This window comes from Caulobacter endophyticus (assembly GCF_003116815.1).
In the GTDB taxonomy this organism is placed as follows: Bacteria; Pseudomonadota; Alphaproteobacteria; order Caulobacterales; family Caulobacteraceae; genus Caulobacter; species Caulobacter endophyticus.
Genome location: NZ_QDKQ01000053.1, coordinates 56,019 through 73,596, shown reverse-complemented (window position 1 = coordinate 73,596; position 17,578 = coordinate 56,019). Strand labels below are relative to the sequence as shown.

Sequence of the window (17,578 nt, the reverse complement as noted above, 5' to 3'; positions counted from 1 at the left end):
GAGGATTCCATGGCCGACATCGACAGCCCCGAAGGCATCTACCGCCACGTCGGCCAGGCCCTGGCCGACAGCGTGGCCGAGCCCTGGTCGGAGATCCGCCTGCATGTCGACGTCATCGACGGCTCGGTGGGCTTGACCGGCGACTACACCAAGGCCGCCGGCGACGTGGCCGACCTGGACGTGCGCAAGCTGGACTACACGGTGTCGAAGGCGCTGCGGAACCTGCACCGCATCACCGCGTCGAGCGCCCACGAGCCGTGGTCGAAGGCGGTGTTCTCGCTGAAGTCGGACGGCGCCTTCGACCTGAAGTACGACTACGCGGCGGCGTAAGGCCGCCTACCAGACCAGCCGCAGCAGCAGCCAGCTCGCAAGGCCCGAAGCCGCGAACACGCCGATCACCACGAGCGGAAAGTAGGGATTGCGACGCCCCTTGGCCGACGCCACGCGGAAGCGTCCCTGTATGGTCTTCAGACGCCGCTCGCTGCCGGGCCCTTCAAGGGGGCGTTCGAAACGCTCCATCCTGCCCCTCTCCTCGCCCGGCGCTTGGCCCGATGAGCGAGGTTACACCCTAGCCACGACGCCGGCGATCCGGCGCCAGCAGCACGGCGGCCGCGGCGACCAGCATCGCCGTCGCCACGATGGCCGAGGTTCGCAGACCCGTGGCCATGCTCGCCCCTGAAAGCGCCCCGAAGATCGCAACCCCAGCCGCCCCGCCCACCTGTCGGCAGGCGTTGAGCACGCCCGAGGCCGCGCCGGCGTCGTGGCGGTCGACATTGGCCAAAAGGCCGCTGGTCAGGGCCGGAATGGCCAGGCCCATGCCGCCGGGGATCAAAGCAAAGCCCGGCAGCATGTCGAGCACGCCGCTCTCCGGGCCCAGGCGCGCCGTCAGGGCGTAGCCGCAGGCGGCGACCAGCACCCCGCCGCTGGTGACCGCCCGGGCGCCCAAGCGTCCGACCAGGGAGCCGCTGGCCAGGTTGGAGACGATGAAGGTGGCCGTCAGCGGCAGGAAGGCCAGGCCCGCCTTGCCCGGTGTCCAGTGCAGGGTTCGCAGCATGTAGAGGCCGAGCACGAAGATCAGGCCATAATAAGTGAAGTTCAGCGCCGAGCCGACGACCACGGCGCTCCAGGCCGGGCGGCTACGGAACACCGACAGCGGCATGGCCGGATGGCGGGCATTGCGCTCGAACATCACGAAAGCGCCCGCGAGGACCAAGCCGGCGACCAGGGCCGCCAGCGGCGCGCCGCCCCAGCCGCGATGGCCGCCCTCGATCAGGCCGCCGACCAGCAGGGTGACGGCCGCCACGGCCAGGGCCTGGCCCGGCAGGTCGAACGGAACCTTGGGCCTGGCCGGGGTCGCCGGCGCCGCCAGCAGCGCCAGCACCGCGCCGATCGCGCAGAGCGGCACGTTGACGAAGAACACCCAGCGCCAGCCCAGGGTCTCGACCAGCAGGCCGCCCAGCACGGGTCCGGCAGCGATCGACACCCCGCCGGCGGCCGTCCACCAGCCAACGGCGGCCGCGCGGAGGCGATCGTCCCCGTGGGCGGCGTGGGCGATCAGGGCCAGGGACGGCGGGATCAGCAGCGCGCCGGCCGCTCCTTGCGCGACGCGGGCCAGGATCAGGCTCAGGGGGCTGTCGGCGAAGCCGCAGGCGGCCGAGGCCAGGCCGAACAGAACCAGCCCCGCCAGGAAGGCCCGCCTGGGTCCGACCCGGTCGCCGATCGCTCCGGCCGACAGCAGCATGGCCGCCAGCGCCAGCACATAGGCGTCGACCACCCATTGCAGCTGGGCGTTAGGCGCATCGAACGCGTCGCCGATGGCGTCGAGGGCCACATTGACGATGGTCACGTCCAGCTGGGTGACCAGGAAGCCGAAGCTGGCTGCGGCCGTGATCCACGGCAGGCGGGAGGTCTTGGTGCTCATGGCCCTCGTCATGCGCCGTCCGCGCCGCCGGATGCTACACGCGTCGATGAACCATTGCGTCGACGTTCGGGGTAGAGTGAGCCCATGGACGCAAACATCGCCAGCCCCGCCGCCCTGATCGGCGACCCGGTCCGCGCCGCCATGCTGCTGGCGCTGCAGGACGGCCGCGCCCAGCCGGCCGGGGCCCTGGCCTGGGCGGCGGGCGTCACGGCCCAGGCCGCCAGCAATCACCTGAGCAAGCTGGTGGAAGGCGGGCTGCTCAGCGTCGAGCGCGAGGGCCGCCACCGCTACTACCGCCTGGCCTCCCCCGAGGTGGCGCACGCCATCGAGGCGCTGTCGGCGATCGCCGCGCCCGTGCGGTCGCTGGAGATACCGCGCTCGCCCAAGGCCCGCGCCCTGCGCGACGCCCGCTGCTGCTATGGCCATCTGGCCGGGCGGCTGGGGGTCAAGGTCGCCGACGCCCTGGTGGAACGCGGCCTACTCGCCCCCGCCGACGACAAGCTCTACGAGGTCACGGAAGAGGGCCGGGCCTGGTTTGGCGAGCTGGGGATCGAGGTTTCCACCCTGTCCTCGCCGCGCGGCGTCGCGCGCCGGTGCCTCGACTGGACCGAACGACGGCATCACCTGGCCGGGCCGCTGGGCGTGAAGTTGCTGGCGGCGATGAGCGCGCGCGGCTGGCTGGCGCCGGAAGACAAGGGCCGCGCGGTGCGGCTGACACCCAAGGGCGCGAGCAGCTTGCGCGATCTGCTGGACGTGAGCCTCGCGACGACGGCCGGGTCGCGGCCTGATCCCGCACTAGGGAATTCCCCAACTATCCCCACAGACCTCGGGCGCGCAGCATCCCGGTCCTGACGAGGACGCCGAGGGACAGGGTCATGCGTATCGAAGGCGGATCGGGCATCAGCGCGGCGAGCGACCGCTTCGACACCAGCGCCAGCGCCCAGGTCGCGGTCGACGCCCGAGTGGCGGCCGAGTGGGACGCTCCGGCCTCGCGCCCGGCGATCACGACCACCGCCCAGGCCGACGTGCGGATCTCCGCCTTCGCGGCCGGCGGCGGCAAGTCGGCGGAGCTGGCCGAGGCCCGGGTGCACATGGCCCTGGCCGCCGACGTCTATAATGACAAGCCCAACCCGCCGGCCGGCTGGGAAGTGGCCAGCGCCGACGACCTGGCGCGGCTGGGCCTTGATCCCACCGATCTGGAGGAGCCGGGCTCCAGCTTCCGGGCGCGGGTCTATGTCGACGCCCAGGGCGACTATGTCGTGGCCTTCCGCGGCAGCCAGAACGCCGAGGACTGGCGCAACAACTTCCAGCAGGGCCTGGGCCTGGACTCCGGCCACTACGACAAGGCCCTGGTGATCGGCGAGCGCCTGCGCACAGCGGGCGAGGACGTCACCCTGACCGGCCACTCGCTGGGCGGAGGCCTGGCCTCTGCGGCGGCGGTGGCCTCGGGCCTGCCGGCCGACACCTTCAACGCCGCGGGCCTGCACGAGGACACGCTGGAGGCCGCCCGGGCGGGCGGCGCCTCTGCCCCGCAGGTCGACGCCTACTATCTGGACGGCGATCCGCTGAGCCGGGTGCAGGACGGCGGCGACCGCTGGCTGGGCGCGGGCCTGGGCGGCATCATCGGCGGCATTCCCGGCGCGATCATCGGCGGCCTGGTGGCCGACGCTCCGCCGGCCTATGGCGAGCGGCACGTGCTGACCCCGGTCGGGCCCGAGGGCCAGTCGGCGGGCGACGCCTCGCTGGGCGACCTGCACGGACAGGCCTGGCTGTCGTCGAGCCTTGACGCGGCCTATCGCGCCACGGCCAACTGAGGCCCGTGATCCGACCCGCAGCAATCGCCGCCCTGGCGGCCTCGATGGTGATGATGACGGACGCCGCGCTCGCCGCCTGCTTCGTGGGCGGAACCGCCCTGCCCGACAGCCGCGCCGCCCTGGCCGCCGCCGATCACGGCCAGGCCGGTCGCGACCTGATGGCCGCCGTGCTGAAGGGCGACGTCGGCGAGGTCCAGCGCCGCCTGCGCGCCGATCCCGCGCTGAAGGCCACGCGCGGCGGCCCCAACGGCGACCTGCTGAGCCTGGCCATCGCCCGCTGCGACAAACCGATGCTCTCGGCCTTGCTGGACCTCGGCGTCTCGCCCGACGGAACCGGCGACGCCATTCCGCTGAGCCTGGCCCTGCGCGCCACCGACCCGGCCTTTGCCACCCAACTATTGGCGGCTGGCGCCAGCCCGCAGCGGCGCGAGGCCTACTGGCCGCTGAAGGCCGCGACCGGCCTGAATTCTCTAGGGGCAGTGCGCCTGCTGCTGCAGCACGGCTCCAAGGTGAACGACCACGACGCCACCGGCGCCACGCCCTTGCGCATCGCGGTGGAGCAGCAGAACTTCCGCATCGCTGAACTCCTGCTGGAGAAAGGCGCCGACCCTTGGGCGGTGGGCAGCAACGGCGAAACGGTCGGAACGGTGCTGTCTGGCCCCATGCGCCCCGGCGAGCCCGAGGAACAGGCCGCCCGTCCGCGTGTCGTCGAGGCGCTGAAGAAGGCCGGCTGGGCCATTCCCGGCGGCCCCGACGCCAAGCAAACTCGACACCTGGTCCTGACCGGCGCCTGGCCCCCCCAGCAGGCCCGCGCCGCCGGCTGGAAGACTGCTCCGCCGCAGGACGTCACCGCCCGCATGCGGCGGTTCTGGACCGAAAGCGGCGACAAGCGGCCGCGCTGACGGCATACTCCTGAGCGAACCGCGTTCCGAACATGCCGCCGCTCCTCGGGTGGCGTGCAGGGGCTCCCGCCGTTAAGGTTGGCCGATGCTGACCACCAAGATGAACCCTCGTGTGTTCTGGGGCGCCAGCCTGATCATCGGGCTGCTTCTCGTCTTCGCCGTCGCCGCACCGGACTTCTCCGACCGCGTCTTCAAAACCGCCCAGGCTTGGGTGATCGACACCTTCAGCTGGTTCTACGTCGCCGCCGTGGCCGGCTTCCTGGGGCTGGTCCTGTTCCTGGCGCTCGGCCCCACGGGCGCGCTGAAACTGGGTCCAGACGACTCCGAGCCCGATTTTCCGTACGTCTCGTGGCTGGCCATGCTGTTCGCCGCCGGCATGGGCATCGGCCTGATGTATTTCGGCGTCGCCGAGCCCATCCAGCACTACATAAACCCGCCCGAGGTGGAGCCGCGCAGCTTCGAGGCGGCGCGCGAGGCGATGGTCATCACCTTCACCCACTATGGCGTGCACGCCTGGGCGATCTATGCGGTGGTCGGTCTGAGCCTCGCCTTCTTCGCCCACCGCAAGGGCCTGCCCCTGACACTGCGCTCGGGCCTGTCGCCGCTGCTGGGCAAGCGGATCAACGGACCGATCGGCGACGCCGTCGACATCTTCGCCATCTGGGGTACGGCCTTCGGCATCGCCACCTCGCTGGGCTTCGGCGTGGCGCAGATGAACAGCGGCCTGAGCTACCTGCTGGGCATCCCCAACAACGCCTGGGTGCAGGTGATCCTGATCGCCGTGGTCATGGCGGCAGCCACAGCCTCGATGATGAGCGGCGTCGGCAAGGGCGTACGGCGTCTGTCGGAGCTGAACCTGATCCTGGCCATCCTGTTGATGCTGTTCGTGCTGGCGATCGGCCCGACCGGCTTCCTGCTGAAAGCCCTGGTGCAGAACTTCGGCGCCTATCTGGATCACTTCATCCTCCGCACCTTCACCCTCTACGCCTACGAGCCGCGAGCGTGGATGGCCGACTGGACTCTGTTCTACTGGGCCTGGTGGATCGCCTGGTCGCCGTTCGTGGGCATGTTCATCGCCCGCATCTCTCGCGGCCGCACGGTGCGCGAGTTCGTGCTCAACGTGCTGCTAGTCCCGGCCGGCTTTACCTTCCTGTGGATGACGGTCTTCGGCAACACCGCCATCAGCCTGGACATGGGCCAGGCCGCGGGCGCGATCTCGCGCGCTGTCACCGCCGACCTGTCGACGGCCCTCTTCCACTTCTTCGAGGAACTGCCCGGCACGACCTTCACCTCAAGCCTGGCGATCCTGCTGGTGGCGGTGTTCTTCGTCACCTCGGCCGACTCCGGTGCGCTGGTCATCGACACCATGGCCTCGGGCGGGGCCGACGACACGCCGCGCTGGCAGCGCATGTACTGGTGCGTGCTCCTGGGCCTCGTGGCCGCCGTGCTGCTGCTGGCCGGCGGGCTGGGCGCTCTGCAGGCCGCCACCCTGGTGGCCGCCCTGCCCTTCGCGGTGATCATGATCCTGCTGTCGATCGGCCTGGTGCGGCAGATGAACGCCGACGTGGCCGGACGGACCATAGACACCGAGACCCCGCCGCTCGCTGAACAGATAAAGCGCATTCTCTCGCCCGCCAGCCGTCGCGAAATCCAACGGCAGATCGACCGCGCGGGCGTTCCCGCGCTGGAAGTCGTGCGAGCCGGGCTGGAGGCCGAGGGCCTGACCGCCGCCCTGACCAAGGAGGATGACGGCCTGGCCCTCACAGCCTCGGTCGGCGAAGGCGCCAAGGTCTTCCACTATCGGCTGGCCGCCCGTGCGCGGCCGCGCCCGGCGCTCACCGCGCTCGACGCCCCCGAAGGTCGCCGGACGATGGAATGGCGCCTGATGGCCCATTCTGCCGACGTCGTCCGGCCCCGGGATGTGACCGGATTCACCCAGGACCAGCTGGTAAGCGACGTTCTGGATCATCTTCAACGCTGGCGGATGGCTTAGGCGTCAGCGGGAGATTCTCCGCCCCCCGAATCGCCGCCCGATTTCCTCCCGGCGGCGTCTCGCATCCAGGGACGGCCCGAGCTGACCGGTTCACATAGGCGCGCGCCGCAACTGACCAGACCACCTGGCCTCCATGGACGGAGCAAGCGCCTTGGTCAGGCGCGCGAGGCTGGCCTCACGCGCCTGACCTGGCGTCGTTTAGCCGGGCACGCGGACGTAGACGGTGCGGGGACCGCGCAGCAGCAGGCCCAGCAGGATGCCCACGCCCAGGGAGGCGGTAAGGGCCAGCAACGGCTTTTCGCGCACCTTGGCCTGGGCGACCTCGCGCGCGTCGGCGAAGTGATCGCGGCCGCCTTCGATCAGTTCCTCGGCGCCGGCCTTGAGATGCGTGTAGGCCTCGCGCGCGCCGGCGGCGGCGCCGTCGAGCTCGGCCTTGGCCCTGACGCGGTGACGAGCGGGTGTGAGCGCGGGATAGTCGGTCATGGGAGTCTCCGTAAGGGGGCTTAAAATCGCCGTGACGAAGACGGCTAGCGAGTGGCAGGGCCGATCGTTCCCTAGCGTCACCGCCGCCCTTGCCGACTTGAGACAAAACGCGTCTCGCGCGCACGCCATGGCGATGCAAAAACGGTGGACGGCTTTCCTCCGCGAACGCCCGCGAAACTTGACCTTAAGTCCAATTTGCTAGCCCGGCGCCATGTCCGATCTCGACAACTTCCTTCGCGCCGCCCAGGCGGCCGGCCTTGCGCCGCGCCTTGCCCAGATGGCGGCCGAGGTCGGCCAGGCGATCGCCGACTACCCCGCCAACGCCGATCCGCGCTATCTGCGCCGGCTCACCGACCAGCAGCGCCGCCTGGCCCATCCCGATCTTGACCTGGTGGCGGCGGTGACCGCCGATCTTTGCCGCGAGAACCCGGCCGCGCGCGCCAGGATCGCCCCGCTCGCTGGACAGCTTGCCGAGCGCTACAGGGTGCTGGCGCGCCTGGCCGAGCCGAAGACCTAGACGGTCGCGCGCGGGCGCAGGCTCCAGGTCCTCGTACTCGCCAACCTCCAGGCCGCGCTTTTCGACCTCGGCGCGGCTGATGATCTTCGTGTCGTAGGCGCGAGCCACGAACACCCTCAGGCCAACCAAGACCGTCGCGGACAGAGGACACCCGCCAAAGCCGGAGTCCGGTGTTGGCGCGCGCTTCGACAGGTGGTCCCGAAGGCCGCCATCAGGCGCCAGCCGACCAGAGGCCAACACCGCGACGACGACCGGCCAGAGACGTGGCGCTGGATAGCCCATGGCGGGCGCCAGCAACTTCCGAGAAGGGTGGATGGCGGACGCTTCTGCGCTAACGCGCCCTAGGGTCTGGACTCAATTGAGCCAGTAGGCGCAGAGGGCGGCGATGAGGACGCCGGAGAGGTAGTTCCTAGCCAGCTTGTCATAGCGAGTGGCCACGCGTCGGAAGTCCTTGAGCCGGCACCACATGCGCTCGACGCGGTTTCGATCCTTGTAGGCCTTGGCGTCGTAGGGGATGGGGACCTTGCGCGAGGTGGTCGAGGGGATAACCGCCTCGGCGCCGCGCTCGGCCAGTCTCTGGCGGAAGTGGTTGGCGTCGTAGGCGCGGTCGGCGAGCAGACGACGGAATGGCCCAGCGGCCTGGATCAGGGCGGCCGCCATGCTGATATCGTTGATGTTCCCCGCGCTGAGCAGCAGCACCCGCGGCTTACCGCGCTCATCGACCAGGCCGTGAACTTTGGTGGTGCGGCCGCCGCGTGAACGGCCTATGGCTTGGAGGAAGGCCCCCCTTTTGCGCCGGCCGCCGAGCGGTGAGCCTTGATGTGGGTGGCGTCGATCGCTGCCCCGTAGATGCCCGTGTGCCCTGTCAGGGCTTCTAACATCTGCAGCCACAGGCCCTGGCGGCTCCAGCGGTTGAAGCGGTTGTAGACCGTCGTGTAGGGGCCGAACTCCGGCGGGCAGTCGCGCCAGCGCGCGCCGCTCTTGAGCATGTGGACGATGCCCGAGACCACGCGGCGATCGTCCACGCGATGCGCGCCCTTGCGTCCGCGCGGCAGCAGCGGCTCGATCCGAGCCCACTCCTCGTCGCTAAGCCACTGAACCTGCCTGGTCATCTCAAGGCTCCTTTTCAGAAGCCTTGAATCAGCAACCTCGCACTACCGCCAGCGCTTATTGAGTACGGACCCTAGGTCCTAGCCGTCTAGCGACGCGTAAAGTTCCAATGTTCCAGCTTGGCCAGGCCGTGCCCCAGGGCCAACATCATTGCGATCAGAAGAATGTAGATCGCCGGGAACGTGATGCCGCCGCCTCCAAACGCCGGCATGGCGAGCGCAAGCACGGCGACCATCATGCTCGTCCAGGCGAGGCGCCCAATACTGCCGCGCAGCAGCAGCACAGCGGCGACGAGATGCAACGCGCCAAACGCAGCCATGACGCCTTGCTGCCATAGCCAATGACTGAGCGGCAGGTCGCCGACAATACGTACCCAGCTTTCGCAACGCGTTCCGCAGGCGGTAAAACCGGGATCCGCAAGCAGCCGCATTTTCAAGGCGACGTTGGACCAGGGCTGAAAGATATGCAGCAGGCCGAACAGACTCGCCGCGAGGGCTGTACCTAGGCGAGCGGAGAAAGCCAGAGCGGCGAGAACGCTCATCCGCTGGCTATAAGCGGCGACAACGCAGCCCAGCGCGAAATCGAAAGCGTCGCTCGCGCTTTCGATATGATCGAGTTCGGCAACCATCGCGCGGGCCTGCGTCGGTCGCAGGGGAGCGATCACGGCCGCCGCATGAGCGACTAGATGCTTGGCCAACTTGCGCATCAGGCCATGCTCGGCTTCAGATTTTCCACTACGGCGGGCGATATTGCCCAGGTCCGCGCGAAAACGATCCCGGCCGACGTCAGGCGATAGGCGTGTCGCGCGGGGCGTCCTGGGGCGTCGGCGGCGCGCCACTCAGATTCAAGCAATCCCTGACGCGCCCAGCGATCAAGGAGAGGGTAGAGCGTGCCCGCGCCTACTTTCGTCTCCTTTGTCAGATCGTAGCCATAACGCCAGTTGGCCGGACCTGCGAGGAAGGCCGCGAGCAGTGTCTGAGCCGCTGCTGAAGGTTTGCGTTTCGATGCCATAGATCCATATTCGATATATATCGAGATGAGTCAACGCCCTGCAGCGTCGATTATACAAAGCCGTCCCAGAGGGTCCGACGGGTCGTAAACCGAAGTTCGTTGGGCGGCCCATTCCGGGCAATCAAATCGCCGTAGCCAGCAAGTGTCCGTTTTGGTCAACACCCGCCCCTGTGGCGAGGGTCCATACCGCGACCACCCAGACCTCGATCACGGCTGGGCTCCAAAGCGCATCTAATCCAACTCCGGCGGCCTTATGCGTCGATAGAACGCCTCGGCGAAGCCGAACACGCCGAAGGCGACGAGGCCCAGCGCCACCAGCCCCAGAAGCGAGGATCCCAAAGGCTGGGCTTCGAGCGACTGCAGGGCGCCGCCCAAGCTTCGCGCCTCGCCGGCACGCGCGTGCAATCCGGCAATAGAAAAGAACAAGCCAACCAACAGGGTCGTCGAGCCTCGGGCGACATATCCGCAACGCGCGAGCGGCACGAGGCGTCGGCAGGTGACCGGCCGACAATCCAAGCGCTTGGCAAAGTCCTGGATCACCCCCTGGACGATACCTCCGACACCGGCGCCCATCAGCATGACGCCGGCCAGCAGGAGCAATGTGTCGCCATAGGGCAACGACAGTATGGCCGCGGCGGTCGCGTCGGCGGTCTGCTCCTCGTCGGCCTCTCCGACGTCTTCAATCTCGTCGAGCAGTTCCAGCGCCGACCAGGCCAAGCCGGCATAGATCGCGCCGCTAAGCGCTTGTCCCGCCCTGATGGCAAAAGCCTTGGGTGAATTCCCGTGCCGATCGGCGTCGAACACCGCCTGCAAGCTTCGCCATGCGGCGAACCCGGCCAGCCCTGCGGCGACGATGGCGATGAGCACGACGCCCGGCGGCCAGGCGGCCCACGCCGCCAGCATGGCCGTAGCACCACGTGCACGGGGTACGACATCAAGCGCCGCAAGCATGGCCAGGCAGCCCAACCCGATATAGACGGCGCCGCGGGCCGCATAGCCTAGTCGGGCCATCCGTTCCAGCAGACTGCGAAGAGGGCCGGGTTTAAGAATATTGCGCGGAAGATCGCCCATTGCGCCGCAACGGCATTGCCCGCGCAGCTGTTCCCGGCGCGCTCTTGAAGGCGTCAACTTATACCAAGAGGGCCCCTACAGACCCTTGATGATGCAAATCACGCCCGTCGGCGCAAAGGTGACCTCGATACCGCCGTCAACGTCGCGGTCCAGGGCCGGCTTGAGCAGCCGCATCCGAAACCGACCTTCTCTGGCTCTTTAACAGCCGGTCCTCCCTTCTCGCGCCACTCTAGTCTTTTGTGCGTTTTGGGGCCCTCACAACAGATCGTCACCGGCCGAGGTTGGCCGGATCCAGCACCCACGCGGTGCGCTCGGCCAGATCGCCGATCCGCGCCAGATAGGACGCGAAATGCGGACTGGCGCGATGGGCCGCCACCGCGGAGTTGTCGATGTAGAGCTCGTCGAGCATGAAGCGGTTCGGGTCGGCTTGGTCACGCCAGACGTCCCAGCGCAGATTTCCCGGCTCGGCCCGGCTGGCGATCGCCAGGTCCGCCAGCAGCGCCTCCAACTCGGCCGCCCTGCCCTCGCGCGCCGCCAGGAAGGCGACGATCTTGACCCCCCTACCCATCAGCCGACACCCAGCGTCGCCGCGCGGCCGCGCGCGGGCTGCGAACGCGCGGCCTTGGCATAGGCCTCGCTAAAGGCGGCGGTCAGGATGTAGGCCATGGCGTCATCGTCGATGCGTTCGAGCCGGATCAAGGTCAGGCCCGAATTGCGCGGCCGGCTCGCATCAACGCTCACCGCGTCACTGAGCGCCAAGGCCGCGGCCTGGTCCTTGAGACTGAGCTTGACCACCGCCCTGCCCGCCTCTGGCCAACCGAGCGTCGCGAAGGCGCGACCGCCTAGCCGAAACTGAACCGTGTCGAGCACCCGATGGGATTTCACGGCGGGACTTAGCCGCGTGGCCAAGCTCGAAAAGGCGTCCGGCGTCATGATGTGTTCTCGCGTCATGCGCCGCCCTTCTGACCCCGAGGCGCCGCTCGCCCGCCGGCAACTGCAGAAAACGCCCCATGTCGATCCCCGCTGACGCCCCAAGCCCCACCGAGCCGCGTCTACACGCAGCACGCTAGCGCCTTTGCAGGCAAGCGGCGACGGCCATTCTCAACAGCCTGCTGAAGATCCTCGACGAGCGGACCTAGCCGGAAGGATTTTGTCCGGGCGCCCCGACCAGCGCGCGGGATTGTCTCCTTGCCGATATCTGCGGGCGGCGGCCCAATCGAGCACGTTCTCGATGCGGCCGCGCAGACGGCTGGCGGTCTCGGCCTTGGTCGCCCAGGTCGGCTCCAGGACCTGATCGGCGCCGACATCACCGACGGCGAGCTTGCCGACGAGCGGTCGGCATAGGCCGCCAGCGAATAGAGGCCTGGAGAATCGATTCTGCGAATCTGCAGCGCGGCCGGTCGTTCAGGAATCCGGGCCATCGCTACCCCAGTTCCTGCCCACGGTCCCGACGTCGACGGTGCTGGATTGCGATGGACGCGTCCAAACGTTCTCGCGATTTTCCCTTATGAGGCAAGGGTTTCCCGAACCCGTCCGGGCGGCGGTGGACAGCTATGGAAGGGGGGATGGCGGAGACGGAGGGATTCGAACCCTCGATACCCTTTTGAGGTATGCCGCTTTAGCAAAGCGGTGCCTTCAGCCTCTCGGCCACGTCTCCTCCTGAGAGGGAGCGGTTCGATAGCCTGTTCGCTCGCGAATGACAATCGAGGCGTGAAGGAAAATCGCGTTAACGCGACGCTCAGACGGCCACGCTAGGTTGAACCCCGTTCTCCCGTGCGCAGAAGCCCAAGAGCGATCATGAGTTCCGCCCTCGCCCGCCCCGCGGACGCTTCCCCAGCGTCAGCCGCCGCACAAAGCCGGCGGGGCCCCTTTCGGCCGGAACGACTGACCCCGGCCCGCGCCCGGGTGCAGATCCAGAACCTCACCCGCGCCTTCCGCATCGTCGACTCGATTCTCGCCGCCGCCTTCGCCCTGTGGCTGGCCCGCGACGGCGGCCTGGCTGCGCCGCTGGTCGGCGCCGTGGTGCTGCTGATCGCGCTGCACGGCTTCGAGGCCTACGCCTTCGCCCATCGCGAGCCGCTGACTCGCCACCTGCTGAGGGTCGGCGCGGCGATCGGCGCCTCGGCGCTGGCCGTCCAGGCCGTGGTGCTGACACCCCTTGTCGCCGGCTCGCTCGCGGCCGCCGGCTGGGTGCTGGCCGCCCTGCCCGCCTTCCTGGCGGTGCATGCGGCCTGGTGGGCCGTGGTGCGCCATGGCCGGCGGATCGGCAAGCTGACGCCCAACATCGTGCTGGTCGGCGCCACGACCAACGCCGAGCGCCTGATCGCCGCGGCCCTGCGCACCGGCGAGGTCAATGTGCTGGGCGTGTTCGACGACCGCGCCGCCCGCGCCCCCGAGGCCGTGCTGGGCGTGCCTGTGCTGGGCGACACCAAGGCCCTGGTCGACCACCGCATCATGCCCTTCGTCGACCGCGTGGTGATCGCCGTCGAATCCACCGCCCAGGCCCGCGTCGGCCAACTGGTCGAGCGCCTGTCGGAACTTCCCAACCCGGTCAGCATGATCGTCGACGTCGGCGGCGACGCCGACCGCGACGCCGCGCTAGCGCACCTGGCCGACCTGTCGGGCGCCCCGACCGACGCCCGCCGGGCGATGGTCAAGCGCGCGCAGGACCTCGTGATCGCCGGGATCGGCCTGATCGTCGCCGCGCCGGTGATGCTGGGCGTGGCCCTGGCCGTGAAGCTGGACAGCCCCGGTCCGATCTTTTTCCGCCAGCGCCGTCACGGCTTCAACAACGAGACCATCCTGATCTGGAAGTTCCGCTCGATGCGTCACGAGATGGCCGACGCCCGCGCCGCTCGCCAGATCAGCGCCGACGACGACCGCGTCACCCGGGTCGGCAAGTTCATTCGCCGCACCAGCCTCGACGAGCTGCCGCAGCTGTTCAACGTGCTGTCGGGCGAGATGTCGATCGTGGGGCCCCGCCCCCACGCCATCGGCATGATGACCGGCGACGTGGAGTCGGCCAAGCTGGTGGCCACCTACGCCCATCGCCACCGCATGAAGCCCGGCGTAACCGGCTGGGCGGCCATCAAGGGCTCGCGCGGCGCCGTCGACACCCCTGAACTGGTGCGCCAGCGCGTGGCCTACGACGTAGAATATATCGAGCGGCAGTCGTTCTGGCTGGACCTGTACGTGATCCTGATGACCGTCCCCTGCCTGCTGGGCGACAACACCGCCGTGCGCTGACCATGTTCTGGCGCGGCGTCCTGGGCTACCTGCCCGTCAACATCGCCCAGGGGGTCGTAGGCCTCCTGACGATCGTGCTGTTCACGCAGATCCTGTCTCCGGCCGAGTACGGGATCTACGCGCTGGCGTTCTCGGTGCTGAGCCTGACCCAGACGGCGTTCCTCACCTGGACGGAAGCCGCCATGGCCCGGTTCCTGGCCCGCGCCGACGAGGACGGCCGCCTGCCCGACCACTTCGCCACGCTCTATCGGCTGTGGATCCTGACCGCGCTGGCGATCCCGGTGCTGGCGACCGTCGTGCTGCGGTTCTGGCCGATGCCCCCGGCCCTGAAGGTCGCCATCGCCGCCGCCTTCGCGGCCGCTGCGGTGAAGAGCCTGGCCAAGATGTCTCAGGAGCGCCGCCGCGCGGCCGGCGAGGTGTCGGGCGCGGCCTTGCTGGACGTGATCCAGACCGTCGGCGGCTTCGCCCTGGGCCTGGTGCTGGCGCTGTGGGGCCTGGGCGGCGCCGCGCCGATCATGGGAACGGGCGCGGTCGCCCTGCTGTGCCTGGTGTTCGTGCTGCCCACCGACCTGAAGCGCCTGAAGGGCGGAACCTTCGACAAGGCGATGGCCAAGGCGTACGCCGCCTACGGCCTGCCGGTGGCGTTCTCACTGATCCTGGCGCTGGTGCTGTCGACCACCGACCGCTTCCTGCTGGCCGCCTTCCTCGACGAGAGCGCGGTCGGCGTCTACCACGCCGGCTATTCACTGGGTTCTCGCACCCTGGACGTGGTGTTCATCTGGCTGGGCATGGCCGGCGGTCCGGCCATGGTCGCGGCGCTGGAGCGTGGCGGCCAGCCGGCGCTGGAGGACAGCGCCCGCGAGCAGGCCGATTTCATGGTGCTGCTGACCTTGCCAGCGGCCGTGGGCCTGGCGCTGGTCGCTCGCCCCCTGACCGAGGTGATGATCGGCCCGGCCCTGCGCGAGGGCGCCGCGGGCGTGACGCCATGGATCGCCGCCAGCGGCTGGCTGTCGGGCGTGACCACCTACTACCTGCTGCAGGCCTTCACCCTGGGACGCCGCACGACGATGCTGAGCGTCTGCATGGCGATCCCGGCCGGCGCCAACCTGGCGCTGAACCTGATCCTGATCCCGCGCTTTGGCCTTTCCGGCGCGCTGTGGGCGACCACCGCCAGCTACGCGCTCGGCGCGATCGCCGCCGGGGTGCTCGGTCGCCAGGCCTGCGCCCTGCCGATACCGTGGGAGGCGCTGGCCAGGACAGGCTTGTCCTGCGGGCTGATGGCGGCCGTGGTGCTGGCCTTGCCCGATATCGGCGGCCTGTTCGAACTGATCCTCAAGGCGGGCCTCGGCGCGGCGACCTTCGGCGGCGCGGCCCTGCTGCTCGACGCCGGCGGCGCGCGCGCGAGGCTGGCCGTCATCACCCGCAGGTTCCGCACCGCATGAGCGCCCCGATCACCGAGACGATCTTCGACAACGCCGCCTGGGCGGGCGCTGCGCCGCGCCTGTCGGTGCTGATCCCCACCTATCGCGACGATCCAACCGCCCTGCTGCGCGCCCTGGACGGAAAGGACCACGCCGCCGAGATCGTGGTGCTGGACGACGGCGGCGGCGACGAGGCCCTGGCTACGCGGATTGGCAAGATCATCAGCAGCCTCAAGCGCCCCGCCCGCTTCGTGCGGCTGTCGCGCAACGCCGGCCGCGCCCAGGGCCGAAACCGCCTGGCCGCCCACGCCCGCGGCCGGCACCTCCTGTTCCTCGACAGCGACATGCTGCCCGATCCCAAGGACTTCCTGGCGCGCTGGCTGGCGGTGGCCGACGACGACGCCCCGGTGGCCTTCGGCGGCTTCACCCTGGACCAGACGCCGATCCGGCCCGAGCACGCCCTGCACCGGGCCATGGCGCTGAAAAGCGACTGCACGCCAGCCCCGCAGCGGGCCCAGGCGCCGGAGAAGCACGTCTTCACCTCCAACCTGCTGGTGCGCCGCGACGTCTTCGAGACCATCGCCTTCGACGAGGGGTTCGCCGGCTGGGGCTGGGAAGACGTGGAGTGGGCCATGCGGGTGGCCCGCGCCCATCCGATCCTGCACATCGACAACACCGCCACGCACCTGGGCCTGGATCCCGCGCCGGTGATGGCCGCCAAGTACGAGCAGTCGGCCGCCAACTTCGCCCGCGTGGTGGCCGCCCACCGCGACGTGGTCAGCGCCTATTCCAGCTACAAGGTCGCCAAGGCCCTGAAGGCCGTTCCCTTGCGCGGGACCTGGCGGCCGTGGCTGAAGGCGATCGCCCTGGCCGAGAGCCTGCCCACCCCGCTTCGCGCATTCTCCATGCGGCTCTACCGGGCCGCCCTCTATTCGGACGCCGTGTGATGACCGCAGTCGAACAAACCTACGAGAAGGTCGACGCCTACGAGCCGGACCGCTCGCTGAACGGCAAGGTCCGCCGCCGGCTGATCCGCCTGCAGCACCGCCGTCCGGCGCAGGTGAAGCTGGAGCGGCCGATGGTCTCGTTCAGCTTCGACGACGCGCCGGCCACCGCCTGCGAGGCGGGCGCCCGGGTGCTGGAAAGCCGCGGCTTTCGCGGCACCTACTATTTCGCCGCCGGCCTGACCGGGCGCGACGGGCCGATGGGCCGCTACGCCACCGGCGAGGACGCCGCCCGCCTGCACGCGGCCGGCCACGAGATCGCCTGTCACACCTTCAGCCACCTCGACTGCGGCCAGGCGACCACGCAGGTCGCCCTGGCCGACGTGGCGCAGAACACGGAAGCGTTGGCATCGTGGGGCGTGGGCAACGCGGTGAGCTTCGCCTACCCGTACGGCGACGTCGCCGCCCCGGCCAAGACGGCGCTGGCCGGCCGCTTCAAGACCCTGCGGGCCCTGCACCACGGCCTGATCGCCAACGGCGCCGACCTCAACCAGGCCCCGGCCGTCGGCATCGAGGGCGCGGATGGCGAGGACGTCGCCCTGCACTGGCTGGACAAGGCCCACCGGCGAAAGGCCTGGCTGATCCTCTACACCCACGACGTGGCCGAGCAGCCGTCGGCCTGGGGCTGCACGGTGCAGGCGCTGGAGCGGCTGGTCGACGGCGCGGTCAACGCCGGCTTCGACGTGGTGACCGTGGCGGAAGGCTCGCGCCGGATCGGGCTGTAGCGCCTACTGTCGGGTCCGCGACGTCATGCCAGCCGCCGCCGCGTCGTCGGCCATCTGCGGGTCGACTTCGGGCGCAGGCTTGGGCGCAGCGGGCGGGGCCTCGACGACCGGCGGCTTTTCGGGCTCGGGCGCGACCGGGGCAGGCGCGGCCTGGGCGGCGGGAGTGCGCGAAACGGCCGCGCTGGCGGCGTCATCGGCCGTGGTGCGGATTTCCGCGCCTTCCTCGTAGCCGGAGCTCTCGAACCCGACCCCGGCGCTGACCACCAGGATCACGCCCAGGGCGGCGACCGCCCCGACGACGAAGCCCAGGACGATCCATCCCAACGGATTGCCGCGACGTTCGGCCTTGGCCATCTGGAG

18 protein-coding genes, 1 tRNA gene and 3 pseudogenes are annotated in these 17,578 nt (G+C 69.6%); 10 read left to right on the top strand and 12 right to left on the bottom strand.

What is annotated here, in order from left to right; translation table 11 throughout:
• Positions 1 to 9 precede the first annotated feature (9 nt).
• Positions 10 to 330 (top strand): immunity protein YezG family protein, encoded by a 321-nt coding sequence (locus tag DDF67_RS14920; protein ID WP_109101660.1) that lies wholly within the window; start codon positions 10 to 12, stop codon positions 328 to 330.
• Between the two features lie 6 nt (positions 331 to 336).
• Here the strand turns inward: DDF67_RS14920 and DDF67_RS14915 are convergent, their stop codons facing one another.
• Together DDF67_RS14915 and DDF67_RS14910 are read right to left on the bottom strand one after the other, a co-directional pair.
• Positions 337 to 519 carry a hypothetical protein gene (locus tag DDF67_RS14915; RefSeq protein WP_109101659.1) on the bottom strand — a complete coding sequence of 61 codons (183 nt, stop codon included), beginning with the start codon at positions 517 to 519 and terminating at the stop codon, positions 337 to 339.
• Positions 520 to 568: 49 nt separating this feature from the next.
• On the bottom strand, positions 569 to 1,933 hold the full coding sequence (locus tag DDF67_RS14910) for an MFS transporter (RefSeq protein ID WP_109101658.1): 1,365 nt from the start codon (positions 1,931 to 1,933) through the stop codon (positions 569 to 571).
• A 72-nt stretch (positions 1,934 to 2,005) separates the two neighbouring features.
• Here DDF67_RS14910 and DDF67_RS14905 point away from each other — a divergent pair.
• The 4 genes and pseudogenes from DDF67_RS14905 to DDF67_RS14890 all read left to right on the top strand — a co-directional run.
• A pseudogene (locus DDF67_RS14905) lies at positions 2,006 to 2,683 on the top strand (ArsR/SmtB family transcription factor); the annotation flags it as partial.
• 113 nt (positions 2,684 to 2,796) lie between these two features.
• Positions 2,797 to 3,735, top strand: coding sequence for a DUF2974 domain-containing protein (locus DDF67_RS14900; protein WP_109101656.1), 939 nt, complete (start codon positions 2,797 to 2,799; stop codon positions 3,733 to 3,735).
• 5 nt (positions 3,736 to 3,740) lie between these two features.
• The gene (locus DDF67_RS14895) at positions 3,741 to 4,637 is read left to right on the top strand and encodes an ankyrin repeat domain-containing protein (RefSeq protein ID WP_146198039.1); all 897 of its coding nucleotides are present in this window, start codon (positions 3,741 to 3,743) and stop codon (positions 4,635 to 4,637) included.
• 85 nt (positions 4,638 to 4,722) lie between these two features.
• The gene (locus DDF67_RS14890) at positions 4,723 to 6,630 is read left to right on the top strand and encodes a BCCT family transporter (RefSeq protein ID WP_109101654.1); all 1,908 of its coding nucleotides are present in this window, start codon (positions 4,723 to 4,725) and stop codon (positions 6,628 to 6,630) included.
• Positions 6,631 to 6,828: 198 nt separating this feature from the next.
• Here DDF67_RS14890 and DDF67_RS14885 read toward each other — a convergent pair whose 3' ends face one another.
• Positions 6,829 to 7,113, bottom strand: a complete 285-nt coding sequence (locus tag DDF67_RS14885; RefSeq protein WP_109101653.1) for a hypothetical protein — start codon at positions 7,111 to 7,113, stop codon at positions 6,829 to 6,831.
• A 211-nt stretch (positions 7,114 to 7,324) separates the two neighbouring features.
• On the opposite strand from DDF67_RS14885, the gene DDF67_RS14880 reads away from it, so the two are divergent.
• Positions 7,325 to 7,630: a hypothetical protein gene (locus DDF67_RS14880; protein ID WP_109101652.1), complete on the top strand. Its 306-nt coding sequence runs from the start codon at positions 7,325 to 7,327 to the stop codon at positions 7,628 to 7,630.
• A 354-nt stretch (positions 7,631 to 7,984) separates the two neighbouring features.
• Here DDF67_RS14880 and DDF67_RS14875 read toward each other — a convergent pair.
• The 8 genes and pseudogenes from DDF67_RS14875 to DDF67_RS14840 all read right to left on the bottom strand — a co-directional run bounded on the left by DDF67_RS14875 (position 7,985) and on the right by DDF67_RS14840 (position 12,479).
• A pseudogene (locus DDF67_RS14875) lies at positions 7,985 to 8,742 on the bottom strand (IS5 family transposase).
• Between the two features lie 86 nt (positions 8,743 to 8,828).
• Positions 8,829 to 9,446 (bottom strand): hypothetical protein, encoded by a 618-nt coding sequence (locus DDF67_RS14870; protein ID WP_109101650.1) that lies wholly within the window; start codon positions 9,444 to 9,446, stop codon positions 8,829 to 8,831.
• Positions 9,446 to 9,751: a PadR family transcriptional regulator gene (locus DDF67_RS14865; protein WP_109101649.1), complete on the bottom strand. Its 306-nt coding sequence runs from the start codon at positions 9,749 to 9,751 to the stop codon at positions 9,446 to 9,448. The genes DDF67_RS14870 and DDF67_RS14865 overlap by 1 nt, the downstream gene beginning before the upstream one ends.
• A 231-nt stretch (positions 9,752 to 9,982) precedes the next feature.
• Entirely contained in the window at positions 9,983 to 10,822 is an 840-nt protein-coding gene (locus DDF67_RS14860; RefSeq protein WP_109101648.1) for a DUF1206 domain-containing protein, read from the bottom strand.
• Between the two features lie 268 nt (positions 10,823 to 11,090).
• Positions 11,091 to 11,390 (bottom strand): putative quinol monooxygenase, encoded by a 300-nt coding sequence (locus tag DDF67_RS14855; RefSeq protein ID WP_109101647.1) that lies wholly within the window; start codon positions 11,388 to 11,390, stop codon positions 11,091 to 11,093.
• On the bottom strand, positions 11,390 to 11,755 hold the full coding sequence (locus DDF67_RS14850) for an MmcQ/YjbR family DNA-binding protein (RefSeq protein ID WP_146198038.1): 366 nt from the start codon (positions 11,753 to 11,755) through the stop codon (positions 11,390 to 11,392). Before DDF67_RS14850 ends, DDF67_RS14855 begins: the two co-directional genes overlap by 1 nt.
• A 198-nt stretch (positions 11,756 to 11,953) precedes the next feature.
• Positions 11,954 to 12,115: pseudogene (locus tag DDF67_RS14845) on the bottom strand (phage integrase central domain-containing protein); the annotation flags it as partial.
• Positions 12,116 to 12,388: 273 nt separating this feature from the next.
• Positions 12,389 to 12,479, bottom strand: a tRNA-Ser gene (locus DDF67_RS14840).
• Between the two features lie 140 nt (positions 12,480 to 12,619).
• Between DDF67_RS14840 and hfsE the strand changes: the two genes are divergently transcribed.
• From hfsE to hfsH, 4 genes are read left to right on the top strand one after another with little or no spacing between them, the layout of a single operon-like run.
• Positions 12,620 to 14,068 (top strand): polysaccharide biosynthesis protein HfsE, encoded by a 1,449-nt coding sequence (gene hfsE, locus DDF67_RS14835; RefSeq protein ID WP_109101645.1) that lies wholly within the window; start codon positions 12,620 to 12,622, stop codon positions 14,066 to 14,068.
• A 2-nt stretch (positions 14,069 to 14,070) separates the two neighbouring features.
• Positions 14,071 to 15,510, top strand: coding sequence for a polysaccharide biosynthesis protein HfsF (gene hfsF, locus DDF67_RS14830; RefSeq protein ID WP_109101644.1), 1,440 nt, complete (start codon positions 14,071 to 14,073; stop codon positions 15,508 to 15,510).
• The gene (gene hfsG, locus DDF67_RS14825; protein WP_109101643.1) at positions 15,507 to 16,436 is read left to right on the top strand and encodes a polysaccharide biosynthesis protein HfsG; all 930 of its coding nucleotides are present in this window, start codon (positions 15,507 to 15,509) and stop codon (positions 16,434 to 16,436) included. The genes hfsF and hfsG overlap by 4 nt, the downstream gene beginning before the upstream one ends.
• A complete protein-coding gene (hfsH, locus tag DDF67_RS14820) occupies positions 16,436 to 17,218 on the top strand; it encodes an oligosaccharide deacetylase HfsH (RefSeq protein ID WP_109101642.1) in 783 nt (260 codons plus the stop codon). Before hfsG ends, hfsH begins: the two co-directional genes overlap by 1 nt.
• Positions 17,219 to 17,221: 3 nt before the next feature.
• Here the strand turns inward: hfsH and DDF67_RS14815 are convergent, their stop codons facing one another.
• Positions 17,222 to 17,572, bottom strand: coding sequence for a hypothetical protein (locus DDF67_RS14815; protein WP_109101641.1), 351 nt, complete (start codon positions 17,570 to 17,572; stop codon positions 17,222 to 17,224).
• Positions 17,573 to 17,578: the final 6 nt, after the last annotated feature.